The sequence below is a fragment of the Butyricicoccus sp. AF35-5AC genome, assembly GCF_003477715.1.
GTDB lineage: Bacteria > Bacillota > Clostridia > Oscillospirales > Butyricicoccaceae > Agathobaculum > Agathobaculum butyriciproducens.
Genome location: NZ_QUDX01000002.1, coordinates 97984 through 124061, shown reverse-complemented (window position 1 = coordinate 124061; position 26078 = coordinate 97984). Strand labels below are relative to the sequence as shown.

General features: G+C 56.9%; 21 protein-coding genes, 2 tRNA genes and 1 pseudogene. 1 reads left to right on the top strand and 23 read right to left on the bottom strand.

Features of this window, described 5'->3' with window-relative positions:
- Window positions 1-43 precede the first annotated feature (43 nt).
- From DWZ82_RS04045 to DWZ82_RS04015, 7 genes and pseudogenes are all read right to left on the bottom strand, one after another.
- A complete protein-coding gene (locus DWZ82_RS04045; protein WP_118478946.1) occupies window positions 44-1351 on the bottom strand; it encodes an extracellular solute-binding protein in 1308 nt (435 codons plus the stop codon).
- Window positions 1348-2025 carry a response regulator transcription factor gene (locus DWZ82_RS04040; RefSeq protein ID WP_118478944.1) on the bottom strand — a complete coding sequence of 226 codons (678 nt, stop codon included), beginning with the start codon at window positions 2023-2025 and terminating at the stop codon, window positions 1348-1350. The genes DWZ82_RS04045 and DWZ82_RS04040 overlap by 4 nt, the downstream gene beginning before the upstream one ends.
- Window positions 2018-3310 (bottom strand): sensor histidine kinase, encoded by a 1293-nt coding sequence (locus DWZ82_RS15535; RefSeq protein ID WP_243022880.1) that lies wholly within the window; start codon window positions 3308-3310, stop codon window positions 2018-2020. The genes DWZ82_RS04040 and DWZ82_RS15535 overlap by 8 nt, the downstream gene beginning before the upstream one ends.
- A 10-nt stretch (window positions 3311-3320) precedes the next feature.
- Window positions 3321-4265: a sugar ABC transporter substrate-binding protein gene (locus DWZ82_RS04030; RefSeq protein ID WP_243022879.1), complete on the bottom strand. Its 945-nt coding sequence runs from the start codon at window positions 4263-4265 to the stop codon at window positions 3321-3323.
- A 436-nt stretch (window positions 4266-4701) separates the two neighbouring features.
- A pseudogene (locus DWZ82_RS04025) lies at window positions 4702-5379 on the bottom strand (DNA/RNA non-specific endonuclease); the annotation flags it as partial.
- Entirely contained in the window at window positions 5367-5783 is a 417-nt protein-coding gene (locus tag DWZ82_RS04020) for a hypothetical protein (RefSeq protein WP_118478938.1), read from the bottom strand. The pseudogene DWZ82_RS04025 and the gene DWZ82_RS04020, both read right to left, overlap by 13 nt.
- A 12-nt stretch (window positions 5784-5795) precedes the next feature.
- Window positions 5796-6992, bottom strand: coding sequence for a hypothetical protein (locus DWZ82_RS04015; protein ID WP_118478936.1), 1197 nt, complete (start codon window positions 6990-6992; stop codon window positions 5796-5798).
- Window positions 6993-7138: 146 nt separating this feature from the next.
- Here DWZ82_RS04015 and DWZ82_RS04010 point away from each other — a divergent pair, with 146 nt between their 5' ends.
- The gene (locus DWZ82_RS04010) at window positions 7139-8206 is read left to right on the top strand and encodes a branched-chain amino acid aminotransferase (RefSeq protein WP_118478934.1); all 1068 of its coding nucleotides are present in this window, start codon (window positions 7139-7141) and stop codon (window positions 8204-8206) included.
- A gap of 99 nt (window positions 8207-8305) precedes the next feature.
- Here the strand turns inward: DWZ82_RS04010 and yfcE are convergent, their stop codons facing one another.
- The 16 genes from yfcE to nifJ all read right to left on the bottom strand — a co-directional run bounded on the left by yfcE (window position 8306) and on the right by nifJ (window position 25899).
- Window positions 8306-8851, bottom strand: coding sequence for a phosphodiesterase (yfcE, locus tag DWZ82_RS04005; RefSeq protein ID WP_118478932.1), 546 nt, complete (start codon window positions 8849-8851; stop codon window positions 8306-8308).
- A gap of 8 nt (window positions 8852-8859) precedes the next feature.
- Window positions 8860-9969, bottom strand: a complete 1110-nt coding sequence (mnmA, locus tag DWZ82_RS04000; protein WP_243022878.1) for a tRNA 2-thiouridine(34) synthase MnmA — start codon at window positions 9967-9969, stop codon at window positions 8860-8862.
- A gap of 95 nt (window positions 9970-10064) precedes the next feature.
- Window positions 10065-10141 (bottom strand) — tRNA-Pro (locus DWZ82_RS03995).
- Window positions 10142-10168: 27 nt separating this feature from the next.
- A tRNA-Pro gene (locus DWZ82_RS03990) sits at window positions 10169-10245 on the bottom strand.
- Window positions 10246-10331: 86 nt separating this feature from the next.
- Window positions 10332-11150 carry a purine-nucleoside phosphorylase gene (locus tag DWZ82_RS03985; RefSeq protein WP_118478930.1) on the bottom strand — a complete coding sequence of 273 codons (819 nt, stop codon included), beginning with the start codon at window positions 11148-11150 and terminating at the stop codon, window positions 10332-10334.
- Window positions 11151-11163: 13 nt separating this feature from the next.
- Complete coding sequence (locus DWZ82_RS03980; protein WP_118478928.1) at window positions 11164-12450, bottom strand: amidohydrolase; 1287 nt, start codon at window positions 12448-12450, stop codon at window positions 11164-11166.
- A gap of 18 nt (window positions 12451-12468) precedes the next feature.
- Window positions 12469-12960 (bottom strand): GNAT family N-acetyltransferase, encoded by a 492-nt coding sequence (locus DWZ82_RS03975; protein WP_118478926.1) that lies wholly within the window; start codon window positions 12958-12960, stop codon window positions 12469-12471.
- 552 nt (window positions 12961-13512) lie between these two features.
- On the bottom strand, window positions 13513-14217 hold the full coding sequence (gene sigE, locus DWZ82_RS03970) for an RNA polymerase sporulation sigma factor SigE (RefSeq protein WP_118478924.1): 705 nt from the start codon (window positions 14215-14217) through the stop codon (window positions 13513-13515).
- A 14-nt stretch (window positions 14218-14231) separates the two neighbouring features.
- Window positions 14232-15056, bottom strand: a complete 825-nt coding sequence (locus DWZ82_RS03965) for a sigma-E processing peptidase SpoIIGA (RefSeq protein WP_118478922.1) — start codon at window positions 15054-15056, stop codon at window positions 14232-14234.
- Window positions 15057-15338: 282 nt separating this feature from the next.
- Entirely contained in the window at window positions 15339-16343 is a 1005-nt protein-coding gene (locus tag DWZ82_RS03960; RefSeq protein WP_118478920.1) for a M42 family metallopeptidase, read from the bottom strand.
- The gene (locus DWZ82_RS03955; RefSeq protein WP_118478918.1) at window positions 16340-17362 is read right to left on the bottom strand and encodes a M42 family metallopeptidase; all 1023 of its coding nucleotides are present in this window, start codon (window positions 17360-17362) and stop codon (window positions 16340-16342) included. The genes DWZ82_RS03960 and DWZ82_RS03955 overlap by 4 nt, the downstream gene beginning before the upstream one ends.
- Window positions 17359-18396, bottom strand: a complete 1038-nt coding sequence (locus DWZ82_RS03950) for a M42 family metallopeptidase (RefSeq protein WP_118478916.1) — start codon at window positions 18394-18396, stop codon at window positions 17359-17361. The genes DWZ82_RS03955 and DWZ82_RS03950 overlap by 4 nt, the downstream gene beginning before the upstream one ends.
- A gap of 116 nt (window positions 18397-18512) precedes the next feature.
- Entirely contained in the window at window positions 18513-20138 is a 1626-nt protein-coding gene (locus DWZ82_RS03945) for an S-layer homology domain-containing protein (protein WP_118478914.1), read from the bottom strand.
- Between the two features lie 120 nt (window positions 20139-20258).
- Entirely contained in the window at window positions 20259-21095 is an 837-nt protein-coding gene (locus DWZ82_RS03940; protein ID WP_118478912.1) for a hypothetical protein, read from the bottom strand.
- Between the two features lie 12 nt (window positions 21096-21107).
- Window positions 21108-21941 carry a hypothetical protein gene (locus tag DWZ82_RS03935; protein WP_118478910.1) on the bottom strand — a complete coding sequence of 278 codons (834 nt, stop codon included), beginning with the start codon at window positions 21939-21941 and terminating at the stop codon, window positions 21108-21110.
- 397 nt (window positions 21942-22338) lie between these two features.
- Entirely contained in the window at window positions 22339-25899 is a 3561-nt protein-coding gene (gene nifJ / locus DWZ82_RS03930; RefSeq protein WP_118360709.1) for a pyruvate:ferredoxin (flavodoxin) oxidoreductase, read from the bottom strand.
- Between the last annotated feature and the right edge of the window lie 179 nt (window positions 25900-26078).

Below are 26078 nucleotides of genomic sequence, written 5' to 3'. Positions count from 1 at the left end.
TGTGCGTGTTGCACAAACAGAGCGCGTATCGCGTTCGATATCGTCAGTTTTTCTGTAAATATTCCTGCACTTCGTGCTGTACTCTTTGCAGCTGGAGTGACAAATTATGCTCATCCTCCATCGCGGTCTGTACCAGTCCTTCGGTCAACAGCAGCGCCTGATCGTAATTGCGGAACCGCGGCGCCGCCACCGCCTGCTCCATGACATCCGACAGCATTTCCACGCCGGACCGGCTTTCGCCTGGTGTGTCCTGCCGGAGAATTTGGCGGGTTTTTTCCGAGTCAGTCACGCTCCGCAACGCGGACACACTGTGCGAATCCGTAAACAGCATGGACTGATTGTCCGCATTAGCGGTCAGCTCGCGCAGAAACTGCCACGCGAGCGTCGTATGTGCCGAGCGGCTGCTGATACCGGCCAGCACGGTGCTCAGCTCCGAGCTGTTGCCGCCTGCCGGACCGTGCGGCATGGGAATGCAGTCCCACAAGAAATCCGAGTACCGCTTGATGCGCCACGGATACGGCTGATACGTCCGGTAATCCGAGAACAGGAACGGCCGGAACGCCACCCTGCCCTCGTCAAAGTCCCGCGCAGAAGGCGCGGTCTCTGCGGTGAGCTTGTCCAGCCGCTGTGCAAACGCCACCGCCTGCACGGCTCTTGGCAGAGAGATCAGACAGCTGCTGCCGCCCTCAGTGAACAGCGATGTGCCGTTCGCGATCAGCGCATCCTGCCAGGTATATCCATAGCAGCCAAACTGATCGATTTCGCCGTCACTATCCGTGTCGTGCGTGACCTTGGCGCAGATGTTGTAAAAATCCTCCCACGTCCAGTCACCGGACGGCACAGCAATGCCTTCGCTTTCGAGCAGCGTCTTGTTGACACACATCAGCGTCGGTACGCACTCATACGGCAGCGCGTACTGCACGCCATTCTCCGCGCCGCTCTGCAGCGCCGCCGGATAGAAATCCGTGTCGGACACCGCCTCGTCCTGCGCAAGATAGCCGTCCAGCGGCGCGAGTGCACCGAGTTCGCACAGCTCACCGAAATCCTCCGGCAGCACGAGGAACACATCCGGCTCACTGCCGAGCAGGTACTGGTCGATAAGCCACTCCGAGTAATCCCGTTTGAGGATGCCGCTTGTGTAGGTGACGTGCACATTCGGGTGCTCCCGCTCGAACCGCTCGATCGCCGCGTCGATGACGGCGTAGCAGTTGCCGTTTGGCGCATCCCAGTAGCTGCCCGCCATAAAGCCGAGTCGCAGTTCGACTGGACGTGTGCGGCTGTAAACGACCATCGTCAGGCACACCGCTGTCAGCACGATGATCGCTGTCAGACGCTTCGCCAGCCCCTTCATTGCGGACCTCCAAACGGACGGCCTGCTACGCCGGTCTGCACCGCCCAGATGGCAAGCTGCGTGCGGTCGCGCAGATCCAGCTTGCTGAGAATGCTGCTCAGATAGTTGCGCACCGTGCCTTCGGACAGGCAGAGCGCGGCCGCGATTTCCTTGTTAGACAGTCCGGCACCGACCTCACGGATGATGCGCCATTCGTTATCCTGCAAATCCTCGGTCTGCTTTTCGTCCACACCGATGGTGAGGTTGCCCTTGGCCATCCGCGCGAACATCTGCAAGGCTTTGCTTGCCACATCCGGCGCGATAATGGAGCCGCCGCGCACGACCTCGCGCACCGCATTGGTCAAATCCGCAACAGACACACCCTTGAGCAGATATCCGGACGCGCCGAACCGCAGAGCGTTGAACACATACTCGTCATCGTCGAACGTCGTCAGCACGATGACCTTGATATTCGGGTATGCCGACTTGATAAGGCGCGTGCACTCCACGCCGTCCACCTCGGGCATGCGGATGTCCATCAGCACAACATCCGGCCTTTCGCTGCGCACCAGTTCGATGGCCTCGCGGCCGTTCTTCGCCATGCCGACAATGGTAATATCGCTCTGTGCGTTCAAAACAAAGCCTAAACTCTCCCGAATCAGCTCCTGATCGTCTGCCAGCAGCACTTTAATCATATACATCACCCCATCTTAACGGAATTTCCGCGTGCAGCTCAAATCCGTTTTCACTCTTCACCTTTAACGTGCCATTTAACAGCTTAAGCCGCTCGCGCATGTGCCGCAGACCAAATCCTGGCTCAATTTTCGTGCAGCCGCAGCCGTTGTCCGTTACCGTTATGCCAAGCCGACGCTCCTCCGCTGCAATGCGCACACGCACCGCGGTTGCGTGTCCGTGCCGGATAGCATTCGTGATGCTCTCCTGCACGATGCGGTACACCGCGTCCTCCTCGTCCGGCGACAGCCGCAGATCCTCAGCCTGCAGATCGAGCATAATCTCCGCCTGCGAAGTCGCCTGCATTTCGGTGCACAGCTTCGCTATCGCATCTGTTAATTGCATGCGTTCAAGTGCATCCGGCCGCAGTGCCCGCACCGAACGGCGCACCTCATTCATGCCCTCACGAGCGGTAGCCGCAATGCGTTCCATCTGCTTTTTCGCCATCTCGGGCGAGATTTCCAGCATTTGCAGACATGCGTCTGCACCGGCGGTAATGCCAGTCAGTGCGTGGCCGAGCGTGTCGTGAATCTCGCGGGCAAGGCGGTTGCGCTCGCGCGTTTCGGCCATGCGTTCACTCTCGGCGGCGTAAGCCTTGAGCTGCTCGTTCATAACCGAAAGCCGATCGTTCGCCTGTTCCAGTTCGCCGTTCAGGCGGCGTATCGCCGAGTTTTCCTCGGTCCGCTGCCCAATGAGCACCACCATGTACACCACGAACAGGATAAGGTGCAGTGCACCCAGCAAATCCACCGTGCTCTGCAAAAGCTGCCGCGTGTGCATGTCAAAATACAGCAGATATCCCGAAAACGGAACCGTGTGCAGCGCTCCCTGCAAGGCACCCAAACCGGTCAGCAGGAACAGCGCCGTCATGACGCCGAGAAACCGGCGACGCGTTCTGCCGTGCAGGCCGTCGATCAAATCCACAACCACATACAGCAGCAGGCCGTTGTAGTCCAGATGCAGCGCAAAAATCACGCACAGCGCGAATAACGGCTCGGTCCAGCCGACGAAATGATAGCTGCGTCTGCGCAGTACACCAACCACAATGAGCGCCGCCATGCTGAGAATCGCTACGGTCAGCGTCCACGGCTTGGCCGGCAGCGCGCTTAAATTCTGCGTGAACGCCACACCGTCCGACTGCCGCGCCGCCAGCACCGGCGTCATGCCGAACACCCATGCGAGGAATACGCACACGGTGATATTCAGCAGCAGCATAATCCGGCGGAAAAACTGCAAACTCTGTGCCATACCGTCCCCCCTACTGCCAGCCGTCCATGTCGTAGCTGTTTACGTTGTCCCTGGTCACCAGTGCTACCGGAACCGTAATTTCCTTTTCGTAGTCCTCGCCGTTTAAGATGGCGTAGACCGTCTGCGCGGTAATCTGCCCCAGCCGAATGGGGGACTGGGCCGCTGTCGCCGTCATAGCGCCCTCGCTGATCATGCTTTTCGCTTCGGGAGCACCATCCACGCCGTAAACCGCCGTATCCTGCAGCATGCCATGCTCCTGCAGAGCCGCCATCGCGCCAAGTGCGCTCGGGTCGTTAAGTGACATCACGGCGTCCGGCACAATGCCCTGTTCAAGCAGCTTGTCCATCTCCGGCATGGCGACTTCAAGCTGACCGGCGCTGTCCGCGCGACCGATGATTTGATAGTTGACGTCGGATGCCAGCGTATCGCAAAAGCCCTGGATACGGTCTCGGCCGGACTTGGTAGATGCGTGCTCAAGCAGCACGACCTTCGCGGAATCGCGCGTGTTCATCAGGTGCTCCGCGCAGAGCACACCCGCACCGTAGTTGTCGGACGCGATCGTGCACGCTACCAAATCCGGGTTGCCGACCTGCGAGTCGATAACTACGACCGGTACGCCCGCCTTCTGTGCCTCCCGCAGTGCCGGCTCGATCTCACGATAGTCCACTGGATTGAGCACCAGCAGGTCGATATTTTCGTGCAGCAGATCGCGTATCTCCTCGTTCTGCCGCTCCTGATCGAGCGCCGGATCACGCGTCAGCAGAATATCGCCGCGGCTTTCGATCACCAACCGCAGTTCCTCGTCAATGACGCTGTAAAACGGGTTGTTCATCGTCATGTACGTCGTGCCAATGCGGAGCGGCTCGTCCGCCTGCGATAGGGCCTGATGCGTCACGGCGGCAAGTCCGGCCGCCAGCAGCAGCGCCGCTGCCGCAAGGATTGGTCTTGTGCGCAACGGTATCCCGCCTTTCCCCTTAGTAGTTGATACCATTATAGCATAAATTTTTCCGGTGAAAAAGACGGATGTGATGGGTTTCTTGCGGCTTTGCTTCTCTATTGGTCAATCACTTGATTTTCCCTGTCCATCTTGACAAATCCGCACTTTTACCGTACGATAAGCGCAGAAATCATCCTGCAGATCACATCCTTTCGTTTGATAAGATACACATCTCACAGGCGCAGGTATCCCGATTGGAGAAGGGCGCACTGGAGCATATCCGCAAGCAAATTTAACAAATTGAGGATAGAGAATGAAAGAAACTGCCCGAAGGGCGGTTATTGAATAAACGCCCTTTCGCGTTACCGAAATTCTCAATTTTCAATTCTCCATTCTCAATGAAAGAAAAAACAGCAAGTCCGACTGAACTTGCTGTTTTTCTTTACGCTGCCTGACTTTCGCCGGAGGCATAATCAATTTCCACGCCTGGCTGGACGTTATAGCAGTACACGTTAAAGCAAATGCCTTCGCCGTCGTCCTCGACTGACCACGCCTCCATCTGCACGCCCGAGGCAACAAGATTGCTGCCCTCAAACACCGGCGTGACCCGATAGAGCACATGGTTGCCGGTTTCCTTCACATAGTCAGCGACCATATTCTCAAACGGCAGCATACCCTCGATATTGAGGTATCGCGTGCCGGTGATCAGATTCTGCTTGTTGGCATTCTCGGCGGTAAGCTGCCAGCCGATCAGGTGACAGCGGTTATACAGGTATTTGCCGTCCACACAGTCATACTTGACGGTATGCCATCCGGTTGGCTTGACCTGACCGATCGAACCGCGTTTTTCTCCATCTGCGGGCATCAGATCCTGTCCGACATTGGCGTATGCCGTGCCGCACCGTCCGAGATAATCCAAATCCGAATATTCCTCAAACGATCCGGTCTCCTGTTTGTCTGCGTCGGTGAAGAATGGCTGATTGCCATCGATCTCGACATAAGCAGAATCCGAGTAGGCGGGCAGATCGTCCATCGAAACCATACTGCTCGACGGCATGGGCAGTGCACAGCCGGAAAGCAGCAGGCTGAGCACGAATACAATCGGCGCAAACGCGCGGGTCAATTTTCGCATTTAACAAATACTTCCTCTGTTATTTTCTCATGCGAGGAACCGGCAAATTCGGTCTCGCTTTGCTTCGTCCATCCGGTTTCCGGCAAGGTGAAATACCGGTCGGCGGGATAGACACGATTCCAGTGATATACTATCACCTGCTGCACCCTGTTTAAGTATGGTGCAGGATCGTGCACCTCAGCGAAGCAGTAATCGTCCTCTGCCGCCCGCTCGAGGCAATCCTCAGCGATGCAAAGCCGTACTGCCGTATCCGCTCCGAACAGCTTTGCGGTGTACGGACTTATCCACAGCCTGTGCATACCGCAGTGCCTAAGAATGTGCTCATTCAGCACACGGTCGCGGCTCTGGCGGCGATGGTTAAAGGCCAGGCCGCCTTTATCATCCACACATAAGATCAGCTTCATAGAGTCCTCCCTTCATCGGGTATCGGATGCACTGTTGACCGGCGTAACGCTGTATGTGATGTGTCCTGCCAAAATACCCTGCCGTCCGATATACGAGCACAGTGCTTCGGTCAGTCTCGGGGTTGCCTTGCTGTGATGCAGCCGCACAACTACCACGCCGGACGTGGAGGCGAAATACTGTACGGTCTGCGTATACGCTTCCGCCGCATTTTTCTCGGCATCGCCGCTGTCCAGACCGGCATCCCACAGGCGGTAGCCTGCACCGATGAGCACGCTGCGCTGTGCTTCGGTGAGCGCGTCGCTGCCGCTCTGGTTGGCGGCTATGCGGGCTGCCACACCGGTCAGCAGTGTCAGGCGCTCGTTCGCAGCGGCAAGGTCGGCCAGCATGTCTGCTCCTGTGGTTTTGCTGTCCGCCTGTAGCAGAAAGGCTGCCGTATGTCCTTCCGCTGCGATTCGGCGAACCAGATCATCGTCCCATTCGGAGGTATCCGTCGGCAGGAAAAACGCCGCCTGCCTGCCTGCGTCATGCAGATTGTCCAGAACAGCCGCCGTGTTTTCGTTCGGCGCGCCGTAATAGGCAAGATACACGCGGACCGGCTTCTTCGCCGGCTTTTCCTCTACCTTCGGTATTTCGATGGTATCGTTGTCCACCGGCTTTGCCGGTGCGGGATTGGTATTCGTGTTATTGCTGCGGTCCGACCCGGAAGTGCTGCCCTTGTAGTTGTCGATCGTGTTCTCAATCACCTTGGTATGCGCCGCAATAAACGCCGAATCGCTCTGTGCCGAGCCGTCCGCGACACGCAGCACATTTTCCCCCTGCAGGGTCAGTGAAGAATAGGTAAAGCCAAACTTCGCACAACACAGCTTGACCGGCACATAAACCGTTCCGTTCATCTCATACGCGGGTGTGGAATAGCTGTTCAGATTCTGATCGTACACATAGCCTTCCGCAGTCGAAAAGCTGAGCGTTTCGTCGTTTGCGGAAAGATCGAGCACGCCGTCATTCTCCGAGGCAGACACACCGAGCGTGGTAAACACACTGTACGGCACATAGGTTTCGCCGCCGAGACGTGCAGGCATGGTGCTCTCGTCGAGCGGCAGGATGGAGTCGTTTACCGCTGTCAGCGTCACCGCATGCGCCGGTGCAGGCAGAAACGTCAGCAGCAGCGCGGCACACAGCACACAGCTGATGATTTTTTTGATACGCACTCACTCCTTTCAGCAATTCGTACGAACATATTATACCAAAGCACAGCGGGTTTGTCACCCTTTCTGCCGAAAAACACCTTGCGTTGTGAGAATCGAGTGCTATAATAAAAGAGTACAAATTCTTATAAAGAAAGAGTGAATCAACCATGCTGCAGATCACAACACAGCGCACCACTACTCCTAAGGCAAAGCCGGACGAAAGCAGCCTCGGCTTTGGTGTTCATTATACCGATCACATGCTGATCATTGATCACGATGAGGAACAGGGCTGGCACGATGCCCGCATCGTACCGTATCAGCCGCTTGAGCTTGATCCGGCAGCGATGGTTTTCCATTACGCAATGGAGTCCTTTGAGGGTCTGAAGGCTTACCGCACCCCGGACGGCTCCATTCAGCTGTTCCGCCCGGACAAGAATGCACAGCGTATGATCAACACCAACCATCGTATGTGCCTGCCGAGCCTGCCGGTAGAGGATTTCGTTCAGGCTGTCAAGGCCATTGTTTCCTTCGATCAGGACTGGGTTCCGCACGCTGAGGGCACCAGCCTGTACATCCGTCCGTTTGTCATCGCTACCGAGCCGCATCTGGGCGTTCGCACCTCCCGCACCCACAAGTTCATCATCGTATGCTCTCCGGTCGGCGCTTACTACTCCACCGGCATCAATCCGGTTAAGATCTTCGTCGAGGATGAGTACACTCGTGCCTGCCCGGGCGGCACCGGCTTCACCAAGTGCGGCGGCAACTACGCTGCATCCCTGATCTCTCAGGTAAAGGCACACGAGCTGGGCTACGAGCAGACCCTGTGGCTGGACGGCGTTGAGCACAAGTACGTTGAGGAAGTCGGCTCCATGAACTGCTTCTTCAAGATCGACGGCACCGTTTACACCGCTCCGACCGTCGGCACCGTTCTGCCGGGCGTTACCCGTATGAGCTGCATCGAGCTGCTCAAGCACTGGGGCATTCCGGTATCCGAGGAGCGCCTGCCGATCGCTGACGTTATGAAGGCTTCCCACGATGGCAAGCTGGAAGAGGTATTCGGCACCGGTACCGCTGCAGTTATCTCTCCGGTTGGCGAGCTGCGCTACGAGGGCGATGTTGCTCACATCAACAACGGTGAGATCGGCGAAGTTACCCATAAGCTGTACAACACCCTGACCGGCATCCAGTGGGGCAAGCTGCCGGATGAGCTGGGCTGGACTGTAAAAATCGACTGATTCCGATAAAAAGGCAAAGCCTTTTAGCGGACGCGGTTTGCAAGCAAACCGACATTCAATAAAAAAGAGGCTGACAGCTGTGAACTGTCAGCCTCTTTTTTACAATGCAAGCGTGTGATATGGTTCGCCGCTCAGCGTTTTCCATGTAAAAACACCGTTTTCGAGTGTCATATAGCCATGTGCGGTATCATTTTTCGGGATGGACACTGAACCCGGGTTCAGATACAGGTTTTCCCTGCCAAACGGCTCCCATGCCGGAATATGCGTATGCCCGTGCAGCAGCACATCGCCCTTACGCAGCGGCGGCGGTGTTTTCGTGTTGAATTGATGTCCGTGCGTGACATACACCAGCCGCTCCCCTGTCGGCAGGACGGCATAGTCCGCGAGGATTGGAAACTCGAGCACCATCTGATCCACCTCGGTGTCGCAGTTGCCGCGCACACATAGGATTGTATCCGCCATGCCGTTCAGCATGGCAATCACCTTCTTTGGCGCGTAATCGCGCGGCAGATCGTTTCTCGGACCGTGGTAAAGAATATCGCCGAGCAGCAGCAGACGCGCAGCCTGCTCGCGCTCGAACGCCTGCAGCAGCTGTTCGCAGTAGTATGCCGAGCCGTGAATATCGGATGCAATGAGAAATTTCATGCCGCGCCTCACCTGCCTGCCTGCTTTGGCACATCCACGATGGTGCCGCCGCCTACAACTACATCGCCGTCATACAGCACCGCCGCCTGACCGATCGCTGCGGCTCGCTGCGGCTCATCAAACACCAGCTTGACACGGCCGTCCTCCATCGGAGAAACCGTCACCGGCTGCTCCGCATGGCGGTAGCGAATCTTCGCCTTGATGTGGATTGGCTCGGTCAGCTCCGGAATCGAAATCCAGTTCATGTCATCTACGATCACAGTGTTCGAGAACAACGCCGCCTCCGGTCCGACCGAAACCGTGTTCTTCTCCATATCCTTGCCGCAGACGTACACCGGCTCACCCATCGCAAGACCGAGGCCGCGTCTCTGACCGACGGTATAGCGGACAGCACCCTTGTGCTTTCCCACCGGCTTGCCGTCTAAATCGAGGAAATCGCCTGCCGGATAGTGCTTGCCCGTGTACTGCTCCATGAACTTGACGTAATCGCCGTCCGGCACAAAGCAAATATCCTGGCTGTCGTGCTTGCGTGCGTTGCAGAAGCTGAGCTGCTCCGCCAGCTCGCGGATCTCCGGCTTGTTGCGGTCGCCCAGAGGAAATTTGGTGTGCGCAAGCTGCCGCTGCGTCATCGTGTACAGCACATAGCTCTGGTCCTTGCCCGCGTCCACGCCCTTTTTGAGCAGCCAGCGACCGGTCTGTTCATCCTGCTCAATGCGGGCATAGTGACCCGTGACAACGTAATACAGGCCGTGCTGCTCGGCAAAATCCAGCAGCTTGTCGAACTTCATAAAGCGGTTGCAGTCAATACAGGGATTGGGCGTGCCGCCTGCCTCATAGGTGCGGACAAACTTGCCGATGATCTTCTCCTGAAAATCCAGTGTAAAATCCAGCACCTCATACGGAATATCCAGCTGAAACGCAACCTCACTTGCGTCCTCGATATCCTTTTCCGAACAGCAGGTGCGGAAATTACATGCGCCGAGATCCTCGTTGCGGTACAGCCGCATGGTCGTGCCCATGCAGCGGAAGTCCGCCTGCCGCATCAGGTAAGCCGCGATCGAGCTGTCTACGCCGCCGCTCATCGCAATGAGTGCGGTCTTCTGTTCTGCGTTCTGCATCAATGCCGTCCTCTCTTTCGATATATTAAGTGGTAAGTAAAATTTTCATCAGATAGCAAAAAACTCCGAAAACCATGTGGTTTTCAGAGTTTCTGTGGTCGAGGTGACAGGATTTGAACCTGCGGCCTCTTCGTCCCGAACGAAGCGCTCTACCAAGCTGAGCCACACCTCGAAATATTGTTATTTGATTTGAAAAAAGTGGTCGAGGTGACAGGATTTGAACCTGCGGCCTCTTCGTCCCGAACGAAGCGCTCTACCAAGCTGAGCCACACCTCGAAATCAAGCTGCCAACGCTTTTCCGTGACAGCTTTATTAGTATATCGCAGAAATCGCTTTCTGTCAACACTTTTTTGAAATTTTCCTTAAATTTTCTCGAGCAGCTTTGCCACCAGACGGCGCAGCTCTGCGCCGCGGCGCTCGGCAGTCTCGTTGACCTCAGCGCCCGAGAGCGGCTGCATAAGCACGCCCGCCGCCATATTGGTGATCATGGCAATACCGACGAGCGGCAGACCGCAATGCGCGGCCGCAATGACCTCGAACACGGTGGACATGCCGACCGCATCCGCGCCGAGCGTGCGGAACATGCGGATCTCCGCCGGTGTCTCAAACTGCGGGCCGTTTACGCCGCAGTATACACCCTGATGCAGCTTAAGACCGCAGTCCGCAGCGGCCTGCAGGGCTTTTTCACCGAGCTCATGGCTGTAGGCGAACGTCATATCCGGAAAACGAGTACCGAGTTCAGGATCGTTTTTGCCGGTCAGCGGACTTTTACCGGTCATGTTGATGTGGTCGGTGATCAGCATAAAATCACCCGCATGATAGCCGGTGTTGATGCCGCCGGAGGCATTCGTCACGACAAGCGCCTTCACACCCAACTCTTTCAGCACATAAACAGGATATGCCACCTCGTCCGGCGCGTAGCCCTCGTAGCCGTGCAGACGGCCCTGCATGCAGATAACGCGGCGTCCGGCCAGTGTGCCGCACACCATGCGTCCTGCGTGGTCGGGCGCGGTGGATACCTTGAAGTGCGGAATCTCGCCGTAAGGTACATACGTCGGGTTCTCCACCTCATCTGCCAGCGGGCCGATGCCCGAGCCGAGCACAAGTGCGATTTCGGGCACAAACGGCAGCTTTTCTTTAAGATATGCTGCAGATTCCACTACATTTGCTTTTGTCAGCATAGGTTGTCCCTCCTTACAGCCGACGCAGGATAGCGTCCGTGCGCTTCTGCGTTTCCGCCTTTACCTTTTCAATGTCAATGGTCTTGAATTCACCATCGCGGTACAGCACCTCGCCGTCTACCATGGTCAGGCGAACGTCTGCGCCCTGAGCCGCATAGACCACGTTGCAGGCGGCATCGGTCATCGGCGTAAACTGCGGCGTATCGGTATCGATGACGCACAAGTCAGCCTTATATCCAACCGCCAGCTTGCCGCAGTCAGTGCGTCCCTGCGAGAGCGCACCGGCGCGCGTTGCGGTGTGCAGCACCTGTGCAGGCGTCAGCAGTGTGGAATCGTGATAGAAACCCTTGTATACCACGCCGAACAGGTAAATATCCTGCAGAATATTCAGGTTGTTGTTGGAGGCTGCGCCGTCCGTGCCGAGCGCGATATTGATGCCCTTCTCCAGCATTTTCGGGATGTTCGCGTAGCCGGATGCCAGCTTGAGGTTGCTCGCCGGACAGCAGGCGACCGAAACATTGTGCTTCTTGAGGATATCGAAATCCTCGTCCTCCAGCCAGACGCAGTGCGCCGCCGTGGTCGGAGAATCGAAAATGCCGTGTGCCTCCATGTACGCCGCCGGCGTCAGGCCATGACGCTGCTTGCACTCCTCGTGCTCGGTCTGCGTCTCGGACAGGTGGATGTGGATACGCGCACCCGCGTCCTTCGCGTGAGCGGCTACCGCCTCGACCACCTTGGGTGTCGAGGTATACTCGCCGTGGATACACAGATCACCGATCAGACGGCCGCCCAGCTCGCCGTTCCACCCGTTCAGCAGGCGCAGATTGTCCTTGTAGGCGGCAAGGCTCTCGTAGTCGCTGTCGTCAAATACGGTCAGGCCGCGGCTGAGGTTGCACTTGATGCCGCTCTCGCGGATCGCGGGCATCATGCCGTCGAAGAAGAAATACATATCCGAGAACGAAACCGTACCGCTCGCCAGCATTTCCGCAATGGAAAGCTGCGTGCCGTAGTACGCCGCTTCGTCATCGATCTTGTCCTCAAACGGAAATACCTTCTCACCCAGCCAGCGCTGCAGCGGCAGATTCTCCGCGTAGCCGCGCAGCAGCGTCATCGGCGCGTGGCTGTGGACGTTGTAGAAGCCGCTCATCAGCAGACGGTGTCTGCCGTCGTAACGCTCACCGTAGTCCTCCTGCGGCTCGGTGTCACCGATATAGGCGATCTTGCCGTCCTTCACACCGACGTACTGCCCGCGTTTGAGCGCAAAATTCTCATCCAACAGATCAATGTTGCAAAAAAGCATTGTTTTCTCCTTTTCTCTTTACAGAACATGGTAATGCGGGATAATATCCTCGTATTCGCCGTCCTTGTTCAAAAATCCGCCCGGAATCACACCAAGCTGTGTGAATCCCAGCTTTTTGTACAGCGCAAGTGCGCCCTTGTTGCTCTTGACGACTGCGTTGAACTGCAGCACGCGGAATCCGCACGTTTTTCCCTGTGCAATGCAGTGCTTTACCAGTTTTTCACCGATATGCTGTCCGCGCACAGACTTTTTAACTGCATAGCTTGCGTTGCAGATATGACCGCAGCGGCCCACATTGTTCGGGTGCAGAATATACAGACCGACCAACTCACCGGTTTCCGTATTGTACGCCACGCCGGTATAGGTCTGCTCAGTGAAAAAGGCATGACCGGTCACCTCGTCCAGCTTTTCCATCTGCGGAAAGGCTTTGCCGTCCTCAACGACCTCGTTCCAAATTTCTGCTGCCTGTGCAGCGTCACGCTGCTCGTACTGCCGAATTTCGATCTGCATGGTATCTCATCCCTTGGGTTTTCTCTTATTATAGCATAGTGCAGGAGAAAAGAAAACTGTCGCATCGGCTGCAAACCGCGGAAACGCGCTGACGCCGCGCGGGCGCACAGTGTGCGCCCATTTCTCTGCCTCTACGCAACGTCAGATACCTTACTGCTACACATGCAGGTTACTCTCCGCAAGCGCGGCATGCATGACAGTGTCGCGCAACTCGTTGGTCTGGAGAATATTCTGCACAGCATTTGTGAATTATCTGCGACTTGCCGAACGATAACCCATTGCGTTCTCTCCCCTCTCAACTTTTCACTCCTCGCTCTTTCTTAAGGCAACACCGCACAATTAAAGCGGCGGCTCCTTGCGCAGGCTCCGGTCGCGCTGCCGCGGTGCTTTGCGGAAATTTTGTGTCCTGACTTTGGCTTCGGTTCCTTGCGCGAGTTCCGTCCGCGCTGCCGAAGTTTCACGGTAATACATCAAGTATTACCGCAAAACTGTGCCTCGTCAGTACGCAAAATTTACTCGCAAATCACTCTTGTTCAATTATGCGGTATTGCCTTAAAACGCCGAATACTTCAAAATGTCTTTTCGCATTCGCGCGATAATCCGCTTTTCCAGCCTTGAAATATAGCTTTGCGAGATACCCAGCAAATCTGCGACCTCCTTCTGCGTCAGCGCCTTCGGCGTGCCGATGCCGAACCGCAGCGAGATGATCTGCCGCTCTCTCGGCGGCAGATGACCCAGTGCACGATGCAGCAGCATTTTGTCCACATCATCCTCGAGCGGCCGCATGACGCTGTCCGGCTCGGTGCCGAGAATATCACTCAGCAGCAGCTCGTTGCCATCCCAGTCCGAGGACAGCGGCTCGTCGATGGAAACCTCGCTCCGCCGTCCGGCGATCTTGCGCAGGTGCATGAGGATCTCGTTCTCGATACACCGCGACGCATACGTCGCCAGCTTGACGTTTTTGTCGCTCCGGTAGGTGCTCACCGCCTTGATGAGTCCGATCGTTCCAATAGAAATTAAATCTTCCGTTCCCACACCGCTCGACTCAAACTTGCGCGCCAGGAACACCACCAGCCGCAGATTGTGCTCGATAAGACGGTTGCGCGCCGCAACATCGCCCCCGCTGTTCGCCTCCACGGCGGCGGCCTCCTCCTCCGGAGACAACGGCGGCGGCAGAACATCGCTGCCGCCGATATAATGTACGCCTTGCGCTCGAAACCGCCGCAAAACCATCTTTAACCACTGCAGAATTTTCATTTTTGCTCTCCCTTTCACACCCCGATAAGTCCCTCGTACGCGCCCTGTCCGATGGAGACCGCACCGACTGCACACACACAGTCGAGTGCCGTGCCGTCCGCTCTCAGCACGCTGTCCGGCCGGAAATACAGCAGCAGACCGCCATCCGTGCCGACCGCGTGAAACGGCAGCAGACCGCAGCGTGCAGCCAGATTTTCCGACAGAGCCGCCAACTGCGCGGACGCACTGCCAAACGGCAGTTTCGTGCCCAGCAGGCACTCGGCGGCCTTGCGCTCGAGCACCACGACCGGCTTTCCGGATACCGGTTCGATCAGGTCGTTGCCCGTGTCGTGCAGCACACGCACGGCGGTCTGCCGATTGCCGAACCGGATGGTCAGCGTTTCCGTTTCGCGGTGCAGCGCGCCGTGCTTCGCGTCTCCGCACAGGAGTATCCCGCTTGCCGCGTAGCCGACAGCTGCCGCCAGCACGAGCACCTGTATCGGCACCGCAAAGTAGTACCCACACGAGAGCAGCAGCCTCCTGCCGCTTGCGGCACTCAGCGCCGCCGCCAGTCCGGCGAACGAGGCCGCGACCACGCCGTACAGTGCACACAGCCGCGCAAGGTGCCGCTCTCTGCCGAAAGCGACCATGCACAGGCCCAGTCCTGCAAGCAGGCGCAGCGGCGCGAGTGTCAGCACCGGCCAGACCGCACCCAGCACGGCATAACCGCCGCCGAGTGCTGCTGAGAAAATCAGCCGCATTTTCCGCACCTGCACGCCGCCTAAGCGAGCCGCCGCAAGCAGCGTTGCGCCATCCATCAGCGCGTTGACGGCAAACAGCACATCCAGATAGACGACCATACCGCACCTCCCGAACAAGATTCAGTATAGCACGGACAACGTGCACGTTTTGCCGAATAAAGAGCGTAAAATGCCCGAAGCCGCTCTACCATAAGGTAGAACAGCTTCAGGCAAAGAGTAGTATGTAAGTAAGATGTGGTCGAAATGAGAAAAGGTATAAAAAAACAGCAAGAGTCCTGCACCTTTTATCGGTATCAGCCCCCTTGCTGTGTCTTTATCATACTGCAAAATCGGCAGCTTGTCACCTGTCGTTTTTTACAAAATTCCCAGTAACTCTATCGGTTATTTTTGGAGTGCGTACTGTGCCAGCAGCTTTGCCGCGTCCTCGACATCGGAAACCGCACACAGCTCGCTCGGAGAATGGATATAGCGAGTCGGGATGGAGACCGCGCCTGCCTGCACGCCTGCGCGCGCCTTCTGCAGCGCCGACGTATCCGTGCCGCCGCACAGCAGGATTTCGCGCTGCGCGGATACACCGCAGTCCTTCGCCGCCTGCTCGAGCGCATCTACAACCGCCGGTGTGCAGATAACCGAGCGGTCCATCACCTTGACTGCCGGTCCCTTGCCCAGCTCGACCGCCATCGCGGACTTCATCTCCGGCAGGTCGCCGGTATCGGTCACGTCCACTGCGATAGCCGCATCCGGCTCAACTGCGAACGCTGCCGCGCCTGCGCCGCGCAGGCCAACCTCCTCCTGTGCCGTAAACACGAAGTACAGGTCGTTCTCGATTTCCTTGTCCGCCAACTGCTCCATCATCAGCAGGAGTGTCACACAGCCGATGCGGTTGTCCAGATACGGGCCGCACAGCACGCCGTTCTGCTCGAACCGCGGTGCTTCGTACACGGCAAAATCGCCGATCTGCACCAGTTTGCGCGCTTCATCGGCATTCTTTGCACCGATGTCGATGAACAGATTATCCAGTGTCAAATCCTGGAGCGGCGTCTTTTCCTCGTACGAGATCACGCCGCGCGTGCCGTTGGCAAACTTCACCTGAATATTCAGCAGGTCGCCGACATACAGGCCGCCGATCTGCGAAAAACGGATAAAGCCCTTGTCCTCAATATAGGTGGCAACCACACCGATAGAGTCCATATGCGCGGCAAACAACAGCTTTTTGCCATTCTTTGCGCCTTTTTTGCGGCAGATGAGGTTGCCGAGTGCATCCGTCGTCACATCGTCGATATACGCGCCTGCAATCTCCGCGATGGTCTCGCGGACCGCATCCTCACGGCCGGAAGGGCCGAATGCCCCCGCGACCGTGTTCCATAAATCAAAAATCTTGCTCATTCGTCGTTCCCTCCGAGTTCTTCCAGAAATGCGCGTGCGGCAGCGAGCACCGCTTCGCAGTCGGCTACTGCCGCCACCGAGGACGGCGAGTGAATATAGCGTACCGGAGCCGCAGCCGCGCACACGCGCACGCCCGCACGGCTCTTGTGGATGCGGCCTGCGTCCGTGCCGCCAGCTACGCGCGTTTTCGTCTGCCAGCAGATGCCGCGCTTGTCGCAGGCATTGCGCAGAAGTTCAAACAGCTCCGCATCGTAGATAGTCGCGCCATCCATGAACGGCAGAACCACACCGCCGCGTACACGGCAAACAGCTTTGCCGCCTTCCACCTCTGCGAGATCAGCAGCTGTCGTACCCTCGAGCACCATTGCAAATCCTGGGTCGAGCGCATACGCCATGCTTGCCGCACCGCGCAGACCAACTTCCTCCTGCACAGTAAAGCAGAACCAGGTGTCGATCGGCGGCTCGTCCTCGATGAGCTTGAGGAGCGCAGCACAGCCGACGCGGTCATCAATCGCCTTGGCCTTGATAAGACCGTCGCCGAACTCGACAACCGCCGAGTCGAACACGCCGTAATCGCCAAGCGAAACCTTGTCCTCGGCGGCAGCTTTGCTCGCTGCACCGATGTCGATATACAAATCCTTGGTCTTGGGCATGGTGCGGCGCTCTGCTGCGGTCGTCAAATGAACTGCCTTGATGCCGATCACGCCCTGCACATCACCGAAGCGAACCGGTCGGCCGATGACAACACGCGGGTCCACGCCGCCGACAAAGCCGAACTTCAGCATGCCGTCGTCCGTAATCTGCTTGATGATAACGCCGACCTCGTCCATGTGTGCGCACACAACGACCGGACGCTCGAGCGCCTTTTTGCCCTTTCGGAACACCATAATGTTGCCGATGGCATCGGTCTTTATCTCGTCCGCGAACGGCTTTACCTTCTCGAGCACAAACTCGCGCACCGCATCCTCACAGCCGGACGGCCCCGGCAGCGCGCACAGCTGCTTCATCAGTTCGATCATGCGCCCACCTCCCCGTCAAATTCGCGCAGGAATTCTGCCATCAGGTCAGCGACTGCCTGCACATCAGACAGCTCCACAACCTCGACCGGCGTATGCATGTATTTTTCCGGAATGGACAGCAGACCCATTGCGATACCGCGGCCGACGATCTGCATCGTCCACGCATTCGTGCCGGTGTTGCCCTCCATGATTTCAAGCGTATAGTCGATGTCGTTCGCCTTGGCGGTCTTGATGAGCGCCTTGGTAAAGCCGCGATGCAGGTTCGGTCCCATGCCGACTGCCACGCCGCTGCCGAGGTCGAACACACCGTCCGACGGACCGTCCGGCGTTCTGCCGTGGGTCACGTCCACCGCGATGGCGTACTCCGGCTGAACCGTAAACGCGCCGGTCTGTGCACCCAGCTCGGTGACCTCCTCCTGCGTGCTGATGAGCACTGCGACATTGCACTTCAGCTTGTCCTTTGCCGCGTGCAGCTTCTCCATCGCCAGCAGGATGGCGGCAACGCCTGCGCGGTCGTCAAGGCACTTGCTGCAAAGCTGACCGCCCGCCAGCTTGATCGGCTGCTGCGCGAACACGATCGGCGTGCCGACACGAATGCGGCTTTTGGCATCGAGCAGACCGGTGTCGATCGCCATCTGGTCGATGGGGACGGACTTGTTCTGCTCACCTGCCTTGAGCAGATGCGGCGGCATGCAGGATACCACGCCGTATAGCGGCTCGTCTGCGAGAATGGTCACCTCACCGCCGAGCAGCATGCGCGGGTCCACACCGCCGACCGGCGCGAACCGCAGAAAGCCGCCGTCCAGTACCTCGGTGACAAGAAAGCCGATCTGGTCGAGATGCGCGTCCAGAAGGACGGTTTTCGCGCCCTCTTTACCGCAGGACAAGCTGCCGATCACATTGCCGTTCTTGTCCGCGTCCACGGTGTCGCAGTACGGCCGGAACAGCTCCGCGACGGCCTTTGCCGCCTGCATTTCAAAGCCGCTGACCGCCGGCAGCGCGCACAGCGTCCGCAGCGTTTGTTCTAACTGCAAGGAAATTCCTCCTTTTTCGTCTTTTGTCGTACAGGTTCTATTATAACCGTTTCATTGCTCGGTTACAAGGCACAGCAAATGAAAAAGGCACCGAATCGGTGCCTTTTTCATGTTTATCAGATTTCCTCGCCGGTCGGGAGGTACAGCTTATCCATCACGCGGACACAGCCGTTTTCAAAGGTGGGTTCCAGCGTGATTTCACCATCCTGCTTGATGGTGCCGAGCGTCGTGCCGAAGCGGTCAAAGCAGGTAACGGTATGCTCATCCGTGCGGAGCGCATACACGCCTGCGCCGTCGGTCGGCAGTGCGCCCGGACGGCCGTTCGGGCACTTCACGCGGAACAGAACCTTGTTCGTGCCGTCCGCGTCACAGCGGATGTACTCGTATTCCTTGTCGTTAATCCAGTGGCTGTAAATGTTCTGACCGACCTCATCGAACGCATTCTGATAGGTCTTTGTCAGCTTTCTGCCGTTAAAGTTGTACAGCGCATAGTAGCCTGTATTCTCGGAGTAGATGTAGGTATCACTGTACTGATTGAGATACAGACCGCCCGAGCTGGATGCAATGCGCTTGCCGCCTGCGATAATGGCAGCCGAATTATTGCCCCACACAGTAAAGCGGTCTCCCGCACCATCACGAATCTCCATCTTGCTGCGGTCAAACGCAAAATTCATGCTCCACAGGGTCTTGCCGGTGGTGTCGATGGCACGAATAGTCTTGCCGTCCACGTTGACAACCGCCTTGCCGTCCTTGAAGTTGGTCATGCGATCATAAGTCGCCGTGCTCTTAGTGCCGTCAGCCAGCGCAATGTAGTCCTTACCGTAAGTCACCTTGGTGATGTCCATCGGACACAGCCAGCCTGCCTGCTCGCCGTCTGCGACAAGAATGCGGTAATCCTCCAGTTTTTCGCCGGTTTTGAGGTTCACCACGTCATATTTCGTGCCGTTTTCCATCGTCACACCGGCCCATACACCGAGCATAGTAATATTCTCGAAGGTGCCCTTGGTATCCTTATAATCGGTCAGCAGCTTTTTGCCCTTTGCGTTCTCGATGTGCATCTGCGACCGTGCACCGGCACCGCCCTCATCGTCCATGACAACGGCGTACTCTGCCGCAGTCTCGCCGCTCGGCACCTCGGCATACTTGGTATCATACAGGCGCAGCATGGTCGCGATGGACTGCTCGCGTGTATAGCTGTTATTCGGTGCAAAACGATTGCCGCTGACGCCGTTCATTACGCCCTGATTGTAGACCCAGTACACATCATTCCGTGCCCACGCCTGAATATCCGCGCCGTCCGCGAAAACGTGCGGCATACGGTCCTTTACGTTGTCCTTGGCATTCTTGCGCAGATTGCCCAGACGGTGCAGCATGCTTGCCGCCTGCTGACGGGTCAGCTGCTGCTGCGGTGCAAACTTTCCGCCGCCGACACCGTTTACCACGCCCAGAGCCGCGCAGAGCAGCACATCCTCATCCTTGGTATCCGAGAAGGAGACCACAGCCTTATCAACGGATTTTACGTTGCCGCTCTTTTCCCAAGTGTGGTAAACCGCTGCCGCCAGCGCGCAGAAATCCGCACGGGTGATGCTCTGCGTGTACGCCTGATCGACCTGCTCCGGCACAATGCCCGCGTTCCGCGCGGTATCCACCGCCGACTTGGCCCAACTGCTCGGCGCTTCCGCTGCCGCAGCCGCCGTCACCAGCATAGCCGCAGATAAAATCGCTGCAATCGTTCGTTTCATAGAAAATCCTCCTTTTAATTCAGCGGTCAGTGATTTTTTCTTTGTTTTGGATATTGCGCGCGCTGTTTTCTGATCGCTGCATTGTATTTGACGTTGGGTATCTACAAAAGGTTCCCAGATTTATCGGGTAATGTCAAAAAAATCATTGACGGTGCAGGTCTGCAGAATACCGTCCGGCGTGTAGTATTCATCCCGCAGGACGCGCTGCTGCTCGTCATACCATATTTTCTCGGTTACGCCATCCTCGCTGACGCAGACTGCGGTGCGCTCGGCGTCGTCGTATGTCCACTCGTTGTCCTGCATCATTTCGTAATTCGGATTATGCACATCATTTTCCATGTGCAGCGTGGAGCCGCGTGCATCCTTCACCGTGATCCATGTGCCGGTCAGCACGCCCGCGAAAACCGTACTGGTTCTGGTCGTTTCTCCGGTTTTGGGATTGTATTCCGACACTGTCTGTGACTGCATGTTGCCTGCCGTGTCGCAGCTCTGCTCCAGATACGGTTCTTCCTCGTCTCCGCGATAGGTGTAAGTCTCTATTCCGTCCGCATTCGCTGCGCGAATGATACGCCCCTGCTCATCATACTCTGTGTAAGAAACCGTCTTTACACCGCAGGTTGTGGAATACCATGTCATTTTGCTGCCGCTGTAAACCTTGCGTTCGCTGGAACTCACACCGAACGGACGCTTGCAATTCAGTGACCAGATCTCGCGGTTCTGTGCATCGTATCCGGTGATTCTGAGATAGGACCATTCCTTCTCATCCGGTATCACGCGCGTTGTCTTTTGCTGTTCAATCCGAGCAGCAGGCTGCATATACGCCAGAAGTGTCCAGTTTTCTGCTGTCGGACGGACATACCGCAGCCCGTTCATCGATAAGCCGCCGAAAACAACGCCGCAGCAGACCGCAGTGCTTGCCGCCAGCATTCCGGCTCGTTTGAGAATGTTCAGCTTCACCCAAACACCTCCTCAGCGGGTTACATCGGTGTATGTTGTTGTAATCTCACGCGACAAACCATCCTCCGAAAAGCTATATGCATTTTTTATCCAGCGTCCCTGCTCGTCATACCAGTATTTCTCGGTCGTGCCCTCCGCCTCGTCCACACAGGTGGCCGTGCGCGCGGCATCGTCATACGTCCACTGATAGTCACAGGTTCTCATCTGTCCGCCCGCGCTGACATGCACTTGCTTTACGATGTTGCCATGCGAATCCAGTATGCAGTACTGCGAGGCAAGATAGGTACCATCGTCTTCGTATATGTCCATATTGGTGACGGTACTGCCTGTTTGCGGGTCGGTTTCGGTGATCTTGCGGCCGGTCAACGCGCCCTGCGCGTTGTGCGTTTCCTCCAGATACGTTTCAGTCGCATCGCCGCGGTAGTAATACGTCGATATGCCGCCATAGTCGGTTTCCATACGGATAAGCCGTCCCTGTTCATCATACTGGCAAACCGAGTCCGCTTTTCCGCCCTGACCGAAGAAATACCGCGCCGATGTATTGCCGATGTACACATCACGGCTGCTGCCGACCGATGCCAGCTTGCCGAATGTCGTGCGCGACCAAATCTCGCGGTTCTGTGCATCGTATCCGGTGACAGTGTAGGTCGGGTCGCCCTCACCGAAGTCCATAACGCACTGCTCGATGCGTTCCGCCGGTTCGACCCACGGCAGCAGCCACCAGTTATCTGTCGTTGGCCTCATGTAGCGTAAGCCATTCACCGCCAGCGCCCCGAAAACACCGGCTGTACAGGCGGCAGTTGCCGCCGTCAACATTCCCACACGTTTGAGCAGATCTCTGTTCATAAACATCCGCCTTTCTCTATCCAATTGTCCTGCCTGTCTTATTGATTTCAGTATAGCATAAATTTTTCCGGAAGGATATATCTCTTTGCATTTTGAAACAGAAATGTATCATGCAGCGGCAAAATCGTTTGTCTGCGCCCGGTTGGCGACGGTGCGGGAGCACACTGTGCTCCCCTGCGGTTGCGCGTGTGCAGCTGAATTTACAGGCGGTGAGCCGAAAGGTCGCACCCCAGGGCACCTTCTCTTGCCCTGACGGGCAATTCACCTTGCCGCACCCTATGGTAAAGTCTAACATCGGATATAATTCGTGTATGTTACGAAATAAACGCAAAAAAATCCCGCAGAGAAAACCTCTGCGGGATTTATTATGCTATTTCAGCAAGCGCTTTGCGCGATCTTACGCCTCGGGAGCGTACAGATCCTGCAGGCGCTTCAGGTGAGCGTAACGCTTGGTAGACTCTACCTCGGAACGCTCGAACAGGCCCTCTGCACGATCCGGGAATGCACGGGTCAGTGCGGAGTAACGAGCCTCGTTCATCATGAACTTGCGGTAATCCTCGGTCTTGGGCTCCTTGGACTCCAGAATGAACGGGTTCTTGCCCTCGTCAGCCAGCTGCGGGTTGAAGCGGAACAGGTTCCAGTAACCGCAGTCAACAGCCTTCTTCATCTCAGCCTGGCAGTTGGTCATGCCGCCCTTGATGGAGTGCATCTCACACGGAGCATAGCCGATTACCAGCGACGGGCCCGGATAAGCCTCAGCCTCAGCGATGGCCTTCAGGGTCTGAGCCGGATTAGCGCCCATAGCTACCTGTGCAACGTAAACGTAGCCGTAGCTCATAGCGATCTCAGCAAGGCTCTTCTTCTTGGTGGTCTTACCGGAAGCTGCGAACTGTGCAACAGCGCCGATGTTGGTAGCCTTGGAAGCCTGTCCGCCGGTGTTGGAGTAAACCTCGGTATCGAATACCATAACGTTTACGTCCTTGCCGGAAGCCAGAACGTGATCCAGACCGCCAAAGCCGATATCGTATGCCCAACCGTCGCCGCCGAAGATCCAAACGGACTTCTTAGCGAGGTATTCCTTGTGAGCCAGAACATCCTTGCAGTCCGGGCAGCCTGCTGCTGCGCCCTTTTCGAGCTCTGCAACCAGTGCCTTTGCCGGCTCAGCGTTAGCAGCGCCGTTGTCCTTGGTATCCATGAAGGTGTTGACAGCATTCTTGAAGTCGTCGGTAGCGTTCTCAGAGCCAGCCATAACCTCGAGCTTGGAGATCAGGCGCTCACGGAGAGCTTCCTGACCATAGTACATGCCAAGGCCGTGCTCTGCGTTATCCTCGAACAGGGAGTTAGCCCATGCCGGACCGTGGCCGTTTGCATCAACGGTGTACGGGGAGGTAGCAGCCGGGCCGCCCCAGATAGAAGAACAGCCGGTAGCGTTGGAGATGTACATGCGGTCGCCGCAAACCTGAGTGATCAGGCGGGCGTAAGAGGTCTCTGCACAGCCTGCGCAGGAACCGGAGAACTCAAGCAGCGGCTTCTTGAACTGCGAATCCTTTACGGAGTTCGTGGAGATCATGTCAGCCTTCTCGGAAACCTTTGCTACGCAGTAATCAAATGCATCCTGCTGAGCAGCCTCGTCAGCCTGCGGAACCATAGTCAGGGACTTGGTCGGGCAAACGCCGATACATACGCCGCAGCCCATGCAGTCCAGCGGAGATACAGCCATGGTGTACTTGTAAACGCCCTTGCCCTTGCCGGCCTTGATGTCAACCAGCTTGGTGGAAGCCGGTGCTGCAGCAGCCTCTTCCTCAGTCAGAGCGAACGGACGGATGGTAGCGTGCGGGCAGACGTAAGCACACTGGTTACACTGAACACAGGTAGCCTCGTTCCACTGCGGAACGGTAACTGCTACGCCGCGCTTCTCGTAAGCAGCTGCGCCGTGCTCGAAGGAGCCGTCAACATGCTCGCCTGCGAATGCGGATACCGGCAGGGAGTCGCCGTCCATGCGGCCGATCGGCTCCATAACGTCCTTGACCATCTTAACGACTTCCGGACGGCCCTGCAGATCGCGGGTATCAGCCTCGTCCTGTGCGTCAGCCCAGTCAGCCGGTACGTCGATCTTCTTGAATGCGGTAGCGCCGATGTCGATAGCCTTGTGGTTCATATCAACGATGTCCTGGCCCTTCTTCAGGTAGGACTTGGTAGCAGCATCCTTCATGAACTGGATAGCCTGCTCGCTCGGCATTACCTTAGCCAGTGCGAAGAATGCAGACTGCAGAATGGTGTTGGTGCGCTTGCCCATGCCGATCTCGATAGCGAGGTCGATAGCGTTGATGGTGTAAAGCTGAACGTCGTTCTTAGCAATGTAGCGCTTCTCGGAAGCTGCCAGATGCTTGCTCAGCTCTTCCGGAGTCCACTGGCAGTTGATGAGGAATACGCCGCCCGGCTTAACGTCACGCACGATCGGGAAGTGCTTGGTGATGTAGGACGGGTTGTGGCATGCTACGAAGTCAGCCTTGTTGATGTAGTAAGGAGAACGGATCGGCTTGTCGCCAAAACGCAGATGCGAAACGGTTACGCCGCCGGTCTTCTTGGAGTCGTACTGGAAGTAAGCCTGTACGAACTTGTCGGTGTGGTCACCGATGATCTTGATGGAGTTCTTGTTCGCACCAACGGTACCGTCGCCGCCGAGACCCCAGAACTTGCACTCGGTCGTGCCTTCTGCTGCGGTGTTCGGTGCCGGCTTCTCCTCGAGGGACAGGTAGGTAACGTCGTCGTTGATGCCCAGGGTGAACATCTTCTTCGGCTCTGCCTTAGCCAGCTCCTCGTATACAGCGAATACGGAGGACGGGGGCGTATCCTTGGAACCCAGACCGTAACGGCCGCCGGTTACTACCTTATCGGTGATGCCTGCATCAGCCAGAGCGGTAACAACGTCCATGTAAAGCGGCTCGCCCTGGGAGCCCGGCTCCTTGGTGCGGTCGAGGACTGCGATCTTCTTAGCGGTCTCCGGGATAGCTGCGATCAGCTTGTCAGCACGGAACGGACGGTACAGGCGAACCTTAACCAGGCCGACCTTCTCGCCGTGTGCGTTCAGGTAATCGATAACTTCCTCTGCAACGTCGCAGATGGAGCCCATAGCGATGATAACGCGGTCAGCGTCAGCAGCGCCGTAGTAGTTGAACAGCTGGTAGTTGGTGCCGAGCTTGGCATTTACCTTGCCCATGTACTCCTCAACGATGCCCGGAACAGCTTCATAGAACTTGTTGGAAGCCTCACGGTGCTGGAAGAATACGTCGCCGTTCTCGTGAGAGCCGCGCATCATAGCGTGCTCCGGGTTCAGTGCGCGCTTGCGGAATGCTTCAACAGCATCCATGTCGCACATTTCCTTCAGATCCTCGTAATCCCAAACCTGGATCTTCTGGATCTCGTGGGAGGTACGGAAGCCGTCGAAGAAGTTGATGAACGGAACGCGGGACTTGATGGTAGCCAGATGTGCTACTGCAGACAGGTCCATGACCTCCTGCGGGTTGGTCTCAGCCAGCATAGCGAAACCGGTCTGGCGGCAAGCCATAACGTCGGAATGATCACCGAAGATGTTCAGTGCATGAGATGCAACGGTACGAGCGGAAACGTGGAATACACACGGAAGCAGCTCGCCTGCGATCTTGTACATATTCGGGATCATCAGCAGAAGACCCTGAGAAGCGGTGTAGGTGGTGGTCAGCGCACCTGCTGCCAGAGAACCGTGTACGGTACCCGCCGCACCTGCCTCGGACTGCATTTCGATTACCTTAACGGTAGTACCGAAAATGTTCTTCTGACCTGCGGCAGCCCACTGGTCAACGCTGTCTGCCATGGGGCTGGACGGGGTGATCGGATAGATACCCGCAACTTCGGTAAACGCGTACGATACGTGCGCGGCCGCAGTGTTGCCGTCCATGGACTTCATCTTTCTTGCCATGTTGATGTCCTCCTATAAAAAATTATAATTCTCAATCGGAATTAAAAGCCCTCGTTTTGGTGTATTTTAACCTAAACTAAGCCTTACCTGCCCCTTCATTGTAGCACTCACGCACAAAGTTGTAAACAGTAAATATACTATTTTCCGCACTATTTTTCAAATTTTGATAAGCCGTTTCG

Excerpts from the sequence above, each read along its gene's own strand:
- DWZ82_RS04045 (WP_118478946.1), bottom strand. The coding sequence starts at position 1,351 with ATGAAGGGGCTGGCGAAGCGTCTGACAGCGATCATCGTGCTGACAGCG.
- DWZ82_RS04040 (WP_118478944.1), bottom strand. The coding sequence starts at position 2,025 with ATGATTAAAGTGCTGCTGGCAGACGATCAGGAGCTGATTCGGGAGAGT.
- DWZ82_RS15535 (WP_243022880.1), bottom strand. The coding sequence starts at position 3,310 with ATGGCACAGAGTTTGCAGTTTTTCCGCCGGATTATGCTGCTGCTGAAT.
- DWZ82_RS04020 (WP_118478938.1), bottom strand. The coding sequence starts at position 5,783 with ATGAAGCTGATCTTATGTGTGGATGATAAAGGCGGCCTGGCCTTTAAC.
- DWZ82_RS04010 (WP_118478934.1), top strand. The coding sequence starts at position 7,139 with ATGCTGCAGATCACAACACAGCGCACCACTACTCCTAAGGCAAAGCCG.
- yfcE (WP_118478932.1), bottom strand. The coding sequence starts at position 8,851 with ATGAAATTTCTCATTGCATCCGATATTCACGGCTCGGCATACTACTGC.
- mnmA (WP_243022878.1), bottom strand. The coding sequence starts at position 9,969 with ATGCAGAACGCAGAACAGAAGACCGCACTCATTGCGATGAGCGGCGGC.
- DWZ82_RS03985 (WP_118478930.1), bottom strand. The coding sequence starts at position 11,150 with ATGCTGACAAAAGCAAATGTAGTGGAATCTGCAGCATATCTTAAAGAA.
- DWZ82_RS03980 (WP_118478928.1), bottom strand. The coding sequence starts at position 12,450 with ATGCTTTTTTGCAACATTGATCTGTTGGATGAGAATTTTGCGCTCAAA.
- DWZ82_RS03975 (WP_118478926.1), bottom strand. The coding sequence starts at position 12,960 with ATGCAGATCGAAATTCGGCAGTACGAGCAGCGTGACGCTGCACAGGCA.
- sigE (WP_118478924.1), bottom strand. The coding sequence starts at position 14,217 with ATGAAAATTCTGCAGTGGTTAAAGATGGTTTTGCGGCGGTTTCGAGCG.
- DWZ82_RS03965 (WP_118478922.1), bottom strand. The coding sequence starts at position 15,056 with ATGGTCGTCTATCTGGATGTGCTGTTTGCCGTCAACGCGCTGATGGAT.
- DWZ82_RS03960 (WP_118478920.1), bottom strand. The coding sequence starts at position 16,343 with ATGAGCAAGATTTTTGATTTATGGAACACGGTCGCGGGGGCATTCGGC.
- DWZ82_RS03955 (WP_118478918.1), bottom strand. The coding sequence starts at position 17,362 with ATGATCGAACTGATGAAGCAGCTGTGCGCGCTGCCGGGGCCGTCCGGC.
- DWZ82_RS03945 (WP_118478914.1), bottom strand. The coding sequence starts at position 20,138 with ATGAAACGAACGATTGCAGCGATTTTATCTGCGGCTATGCTGGTGACG.
- DWZ82_RS03935 (WP_118478910.1), bottom strand. The coding sequence starts at position 21,941 with ATGAACAGAGATCTGCTCAAACGTGTGGGAATGTTGACGGCGGCAACT.
- nifJ (WP_118360709.1), bottom strand. The coding sequence starts at position 25,899 with ATGGCAAGAAAGATGAAGTCCATGGACGGCAACACTGCGGCCGCGCAC.